Source organism: Streptomyces calidiresistens (genome assembly GCF_014141525.1).
In the GTDB taxonomy this organism is placed as follows: Bacteria; Actinomycetota; Actinomycetes; order Streptomycetales; family Streptomycetaceae; genus Streptomyces; species Streptomyces calidiresistens.
Window position 1 is genome coordinate 1 of the sequence record NZ_VKHS01000276.1, and the last position, 6,244, is coordinate 6,244.

The window sequence follows — 6,244 nt, forward strand, 5'->3', positions numbered from 1 at the left end:
CAGCCCCCCACCCCGTCCGGTCCCCGGACTTCCCACAGAACACTCGGAAGGGGCCATCGTGGCCAAGTTGCAGGTGGAGCTGGTCGCCGCGGACCGCAGGGTCTGGTCCGGCGAGGCCTCCCTGGTCATCGCCCGCACCGTCACCGGCGACATCGGCATCATGCCCAACCACCAGCCGGTGCTGTCGGTCCTGGAGACCGGGCCCGTCACCATCCGCACCACCGGCGAGGCCGGTGAGGGCACCGTCGTCGCGGCGGTGCACGGCGGTTTCCTCTCCTACGCTGACGGTAGGCTGTCGCTGCTGGCGGAGATCGCGGAGCTCGCCGACGAGATCGATGTCGAGCGGGCGGAGCGCGCCCTGGAGCAGGCCAAGGCGGACGCGGACGCCTCGGCCGAGCGTCGGGCGCACATCCGATTGGCGGCCGTCGCAGCGGGCACACGCTGAGACACCACGCCTCCCCGCCCGGCGCGTCGTCCACGGCGACCCGCCCGGGGAGGGCGGGGCGTGACACCGCCGGCGCGGGTCCGGCACGAGGCGAAACGACGATGCGAGGAGGTCGATCGGGATGGTCCTCGCTCTGATCGTGTGCGGCGCCGTCCTGGCGGCGGTGGTGCTCGGACTGCTGGGCTTCGGCGTCCGGCGCCGGGTCATCCAGCGGGGCGGCGGCACCTTCGACTGCTCCGGCCGGTGGACGCCACCGGAGCCGGGTCAGTCACCCGGCAAGAACTGGGTGTACGGTGTCGCCCGCTACAACGGCGACCGCATCGAGTGGTTCCGCGTCTTCTCCTATCTGCCGAAACCGCGCCTGTCGCTGGAGCGCGACCTGATCGAGGTACGCGAGCGGCGGCACCCACAGGGCGACGAGGAAGTGGCCCTGTTGCCCGGCGCCATCGTGCTGACCTGTCGGCACGACGGCTCCGACCTCGAACTGGGCATGAGCGAGGACGCCCTCACCGGCTTCCTCGCCTGGCTCGAAGCGGCCCCGCCGGGTCGTCGGGTGAATGTCGCCTGACACACCACCTTCCCGGCCGGGGCCGTTCGCGTCCCCGGCCGAGGTGTTTCCCGGGGCGTGTGTCGCGGGGCCGGTTCCCCGGTGCCTCCCCGCTCCGCTTCCCCGGCGCCTCCCCGGGCGGCTGAAGTCCCGGCGCGGCCGGCTCAGCCGGTCGGCACGTCCGTCGGCAGCTCCCAGCGGGGACCGTCCGGGCTCCCCGCCCACACCCACTGCCGGCCCCCGGTGACCGTCATCCCGAACCGTGCCTGATCCGGCCTTCCCGCCCGCTCCCAGCGGTTCAGCGTCTCCTCCACGGTGTCCCACAGCCGCACCGGCCCCGACTGCCGGACCCGGTGACCGCCCCGCCCGTCGGGCAGGAGGGTGGCGGAGGAACCGGTGGCGGGGTCCACCAGGTGCTCCCGGAAGGTGCCGTCCCCGGCGGGGGTGCCGAGGTGACGGGCGGTCGGGGCGGCCAACTGGATCAGGAAGGTCGTGGTCCAGTCCTCCAGCACGGCCGGTCCGTGGTCGGTGGCCCGCTCGCCGGCGTCCTCCCGGTTCAAGAGGTTCGCGAGGCCCTGCACGGCGGGGGCGGCGTGCCCCGCCGCCCCCATGAAGGAGACGCAGCCCGGCAGGAATTCGCCGTTCGCCTCGCCCGCGTTCCTTCCCCGGGTCAGGCGGACCAGGCCGTGGGCCGGCAACCAACCGGAGAGCGGCACGAGCAGGGTCCCGCCGGAACGGACCTGCTCCAGCCAGGGCGCGGGGACGTGCCGCACCGAACAGGTGGCGATGAGACGGTCGTAGGGGGCGCCCTCCGGACGGCCGAGCAGCCCGTCGCCGACCACCAGGTTCGGGTGCCGGCCGGTGGTCGCCAGCGCGTCCCGGGCCGAGCGGGCGGACCGGGCGTCGTACTCCACCGACGTGACCGCCTCGTCCCCGCAGCGCTCGCACAGCAGGGCGGTGGAGTAGCCGGTGCCGGTGCCGATCTCCAGCACCCGGTCCCCGGGATGGACGCCGGAGTCCTCCACCATCCGGACCACCAGGCCCGGCAGGGTGGAGGACGAGGTGGGGGTGCCCGTCACCGGCCCCTCCACGTCCTCCGGGCGGCGGTCGCCGTCGAGGCGGGTCACCAGAGTGGTGTTGGAGTAGACGGCCTCCAGGTGGGAGGACGACTTCTCCTTTGGGCTCTCCCCGACGCGGGGTGTCCAGGTGGTCGGGCCCGGGCCGTCCGTCCGCTGGAAGAAGGCGGGGACGAAAACGTGCCGGGGCACCCGCAGGACGGCCTCCCGCCACTCCGGGGAGCGCAGATCCCCCCGTTGCCGCAACTCGTCCGCCAACTTCCCGCGCAGCCGCGCGGCGAGGTCGTCACCGGGGCCGGTGGCGGCGGGCCCGGGCTCGGAAGGCGGGTTGACGGTCGGGGAATGCCGCTCGGTCATGGGGAAACGCCCTTTTCCAGTACGTCGGCGAGGGCGACGGTGATCTCCCTCGTGGTGGCGGGGTCGACGAAGGCCCACTGGCCGTTCGGGTTGCACTCGAGGAAGTGCCAGGTTCCGTCCCGGTCGATGGCGAAGTCGAAGGCTCCGAAAACGAGACCGAGAGTCCTCAGGTAGAGCTCCGCGCTCCTCCGGACGGCGGTGGGTGCCTCGGTGGGGGAGAAGGAGACGAGCGAGTAGTCCATGCGCCAGTCGGGATGATCCCCGTCGAGAGTGATCCGGGTGGTGAAGGATTCGCCACCCACCACCGCCATCCTCGCGTCCGCGATTTTGGGAACCCGCTTCTGGAACAGATGGGGGCAGGCGTGGAGAGAGGAGTCGATCTCCTCGGCTTCCACGGGGCGTACCCAGATGGTTCGCAGCTCTCCGTTTTCCCGGTAGTCGGTATGACGGAGAGGTTTGTACACCACCGGATGATGTGTCCGGATGAAATTCCTGGCGGCTTCCGGTTCATTGGTGATCAGAGTAGGGGGAACGGCGAACCCGGAGGCGATGGCGGTGGACAGTTGGAGGGGTTTGTACTCCGCTGCCGCGTTGAAGTGGGGATGGTTCACGTGCAGGCAGTCGGGAAGCGCCATCAGGAGACCGCTCAGGCCGTGCCTGATCTGGGCGGTGGTGAAATCCCATTGGTACGCGGCGGGGTCATCGGCGGGGAGGGGCGGCGGTGGTACACCGCTCCGACCTCCTGCGGATCCACCTGTCGGGTGGGAGTTCGCAGAGTCCCCCGCCAGTCGGTTCCGGCTCCCGCCCCGACCGTCAACGTCACCCCCTCGGGACGGCCCGTGTCGAGACGGACGACGGGTACTCCCCGGCGGTACAGCTCGCCGATGACGTGGTCGGCCGTGGGGTCGTCCAGTCGGGTGTTCACCAGTACGGGGCGGGAGTCGATCAAGGCTGGTCCTGATCGCTTTCCTGGTCGCTGCCCTGATCCAGGCTGTTGGGTCCTTGACCGTCACCACTGGTACGGGTTTTGGTTTCCAGGCCCGTACCGGTTCCGTGGGTGCCCATGTCGATGATCTTTCCGTCGGAGTCGTGGTACACGGTGGTCTGGGTCGCGGCATCGAGCATCACGGCTCTTCCGGCGACCCGAATGACGGCCGGATACGATTCCATACGGGTCAGCCCCCAGGGAAACACGATTCCCTCCCTCATCGAGAACCCCTTCATGTTTCGAGGTGGCGTCCGGTCGAGGCGAGGGGGGCAAATGGTACTCGACGCCCCGTTACCCCTTCGGCGATCCACTCGGCGGCGATGGATGCTTTCCGATTGCATCCTTCCCATCGAGGCGGTGCCTTCCACTTGGCGATGAAAACTCTGATATTCGCATGGCATATGTTCCCTCGCTGAAGGCGCCCGACCTGGCCAATGCTCCAGCTCTGGAACGTCATCCTGCCGGGGATGAGAATGTCGGTGGTGCCCGGCACCCGGTCATTTTCATCCCGCGTGGGCGGGGTGCTCGACCGGGGTCATCGCGTCCTCGGGTAACCGCTGGTCACGCGGTGATGAACTCGTGTGAGCGACGGTTGGCCCGTCGGATGGCGCAGGCGATGTCGGTCGCGCCGGTGATGCGGTGCCGGCGGGTCCGGGTCCGCGGGTCGTGGGGCGGTCGGCCGGGGTCGACGAGGCGCCGGCACCGCGCCACTGGACGGGAGGGGGACCGGGCCGCCGGTGTGGCCGGCGCCGCGCGGGGCCGTGAGCTGTTCTCCGTCGTCGAAGCGACCCCGTTAAGAAACTTTGCGTATCTTAAAGGTGCCCACTAGTCTGGCTTTGGATACGGATGGTTTCTTGTGTGTCGGCGGATGACCAAGGGGAGGAAGATGGTGTCGACGATCTCCAGGACGTCCGCGTCGGGTACGGCCCGTGAGGTCATGAGCAGCTCGTGCCGGAAGAGATCCTCCGGAAGCCGGATGATGCGCGGGGTGAGTCCCGCCGGGTCGATCTCGCCGCGTTCGACCGCTCGCTCGACGATCTCCTCCATCGCGGACCGTTGGTCCGCCGCCAGGGCCGCACGCAGATCATCGATGGTCGTGCCCGTCGCCCGATGGAAGTCGGCGAGCTGGGCGAGCAGGGCGGAGGCGAGCCCGACGCGACGCTCGTTGACCTGCCGCAGCAACGCGATGACGTCGTCGCGCAGTGTGCCGGTGTCGGGCACCGCGATCGGGTCCCGCTCAATGACGTGCAGCAGCGCCGCCCACACCAAATCGGCTTTGCTCGGCCAGCGACGGTAGAGAACGGGCTTGCTGGTGTTCGCCCGCTTGGCGACGGTCTCCAGGCTGAGCAGTTCGTAGCCGCGTTCGTTCAGCTCGGCCCAGGCCGCGTCGAGCAGCGCACCTTCGAGCGCGGCCCCACGTCGACGCCTCGCTGGCCTGGTCTCCATGGCAAACCCTCCGCATCGTGCTGCCTCACAGCCACGGTACTTCTCGTTCCTCATGGGAGTAGGACATGCGCATTCTCGTCTCCGGAGCCGGCATGGCCGGCCTCGCCGCCGGTATCAACCTCGGCGTCACCGGCCACGACGTCATCATCGTCGAACGCGCCAACCACCTGCGGGTCAACGGCTCACCCATCGACGTGCGCGGCGACGCCCTCGACGTCGCCCGCTCGATGAACATCCTCGACCGGATCCACGCCCGCCGGATCACCATGACCGAGCGGGCCCGGTTCATCGACGCCGACGGCACCGTGCTCGCCGAACTTCCCGCCGGCGAGATAGGCGACTCCGAAGACGACATCGAAATTCCCCGCGAAGACCTCGCGCACGTCCTGCACGAAGCGCTGCCCCCCACCACCTCGCTGGTCTTCGGGGAATCCATCGCCCACCTCCACGACGACGGTGCCGGCGTCGATGTCGCCTTCGCCTCCGGCCGGCGGGACCGCTTCGACCTGGTCGTCGGAGCCGACGGGATGCACTCGCTGACCCGCCGGCTCACGTTCGGCCCCGAGAGCGACTACCTGAGGCACCTCGGCTTCTACGTCGCCCTCACCGAGCTGCCCGCGCAGGGGGGCGGCGACCGCGAGAGCCTGCTCCTCAACTGGCCCGGTCACCTGATCGGCATCGCCCGTTACCACGACACCGCGCTCGGCGTCCTGAGCTTCCGCTCCGACTGGATCGACTACGACTACCGCGACCTCGACGCCCAACGGCGGATCCTGCTCGACGCGTTCGCCGGCCACGACGAATGGCTGGTTCCCGAGATCCTCGACGCCGTGCGCAACGATCCGGAACTGTATTTCGACTCCGTCAGCCAGATTCACATGCCGACCTGGCACAAGGGCCGGGTCGTCCTGGTCGGCGACGCCGCGCACTGCGCCTCCAACCTGTCCGGCCGCGGCGCGTCCCTGGCCCTCACCGGCACCTGGCTCCTGGCCCGGGCGCTGCACAGGCATCAAGGAGACCTGGAAACGGCCTTCGACGAGTACGAGACCAACCAGCGTCCGTACGCCACACGTGCCCTGGACAGCGCCGGACCCGGTGGCGACCTCATCATGCCCGCTACCCAGCAGGCGCTGGACGCCCGTAACGAACGACTTCGGGCGATGTCCGGGGGGTGAGCCGTCGCACCCGTCCGCGGCTCGCCGAGCGGGGCGGCGAGATCACCGTCGGACCGGCTCGTCGCGGTCGTCGATGCAGGCCGGCGCCGGGTGAGGCCCCCGACACCCGCTGACGGTGACGGGCCGTCACCCGTCACCACGGCGTACCGCACGGCCCGCGCCGAGCGCGCCGGGTGCGGGGAGGCCGGCACCTCACGGGGTGCCGGTGGG

The 6,244-nt window shown here is 70.1% G+C and carries 8 protein-coding genes; 3 read left to right on the forward strand and 5 right to left on the reverse strand.

The features are described from left to right. Positions 1-58: 58 nt before the first annotated feature. A complete protein-coding gene (locus FOE67_RS13125; protein ID WP_182663818.1) occupies positions 59-445 on the forward strand; it encodes a F0F1 ATP synthase subunit epsilon in 387 nt (128 codons plus the stop codon). Between the two features lie 121 nt (positions 446-566). Then, entirely contained in the window at positions 567-1,013 is a 447-nt protein-coding gene (locus FOE67_RS13130; protein WP_182663820.1) for a DUF2550 domain-containing protein, read from the forward strand. A gap of 143 nt (positions 1,014-1,156) precedes the next feature. On the opposite strand, the gene tgmC is transcribed toward FOE67_RS13130, so the two are convergent. From tgmC to FOE67_RS13150, 5 genes are all read right to left on the reverse strand, one after another. After that, positions 1,157-2,425, reverse strand: a complete 1,269-nt coding sequence (tgmC, locus tag FOE67_RS13135) for an ATP-grasp peptide maturase system methyltransferase (protein WP_182663822.1) — start codon at positions 2,423-2,425, stop codon at positions 1,157-1,159. Then, a complete protein-coding gene (locus tag FOE67_RS13140; RefSeq protein WP_228473840.1) occupies positions 2,422-3,060 on the reverse strand; it encodes an MvdC/MvdD family ATP grasp protein in 639 nt (212 codons plus the stop codon). The genes tgmC and FOE67_RS13140 overlap by 4 nt, the downstream gene beginning before the upstream one ends. Positions 3,061-3,071: 11 nt before the next feature. After that, positions 3,072-3,374, reverse strand: coding sequence for an MvdC/MvdD family ATP grasp protein (locus tag FOE67_RS29270; RefSeq protein WP_228473841.1), 303 nt, complete (start codon positions 3,372-3,374; stop codon positions 3,072-3,074). Further along, positions 3,371-3,634 carry a putative ATP-grasp-modified RiPP gene (tgmA, locus tag FOE67_RS13145; RefSeq protein WP_182663835.1) on the reverse strand — a complete coding sequence of 88 codons (264 nt, stop codon included), beginning with the start codon at positions 3,632-3,634 and terminating at the stop codon, positions 3,371-3,373. The genes FOE67_RS29270 and tgmA overlap by 4 nt, the downstream gene beginning before the upstream one ends. A gap of 604 nt (positions 3,635-4,238) precedes the next feature. Further along, complete coding sequence (locus FOE67_RS13150) at positions 4,239-4,859, reverse strand: TetR/AcrR family transcriptional regulator (protein WP_182663836.1); 621 nt, start codon at positions 4,857-4,859, stop codon at positions 4,239-4,241. A 65-nt stretch (positions 4,860-4,924) separates the two neighbouring features. Here FOE67_RS13150 and FOE67_RS13155 point away from each other — a divergent pair, with 65 nt between their 5' ends. Beyond that, entirely contained in the window at positions 4,925-6,034 is a 1,110-nt protein-coding gene (locus FOE67_RS13155) for an FAD-dependent monooxygenase (protein WP_182663838.1), read from the forward strand. Positions 6,035-6,244 lie beyond the last annotated feature (210 nt).

Bases quoted from the DNA above. Each gene is read 5' to 3' on its own strand.
- tgmA (WP_182663835.1), bottom strand. From the start codon at position 3,634: ATGAGGGAGGGAATCGTGTTTCCCTGGGGGCTGACCCGTATGGAATCG.
- FOE67_RS13150 (WP_182663836.1), bottom strand. From the start codon at position 4,859: ATGGAGACCAGGCCAGCGAGGCGTCGACGTGGGGCCGCGCTCGAAGGT.
- tgmC (WP_182663822.1), bottom strand. From the start codon at position 2,425: ATGACCGAGCGGCATTCCCCGACCGTCAACCCGCCTTCCGAGCCCGGG.
- FOE67_RS13140 (WP_228473840.1), bottom strand. From the start codon at position 3,060: ATGGCGCTTCCCGACTGCCTGCACGTGAACCATCCCCACTTCAACGCG.
- FOE67_RS13155 (WP_182663838.1), top strand. From the start codon at position 4,925: ATGCGCATTCTCGTCTCCGGAGCCGGCATGGCCGGCCTCGCCGCCGGT.
- FOE67_RS13130 (WP_182663820.1), top strand. From the start codon at position 567: ATGGTCCTCGCTCTGATCGTGTGCGGCGCCGTCCTGGCGGCGGTGGTG.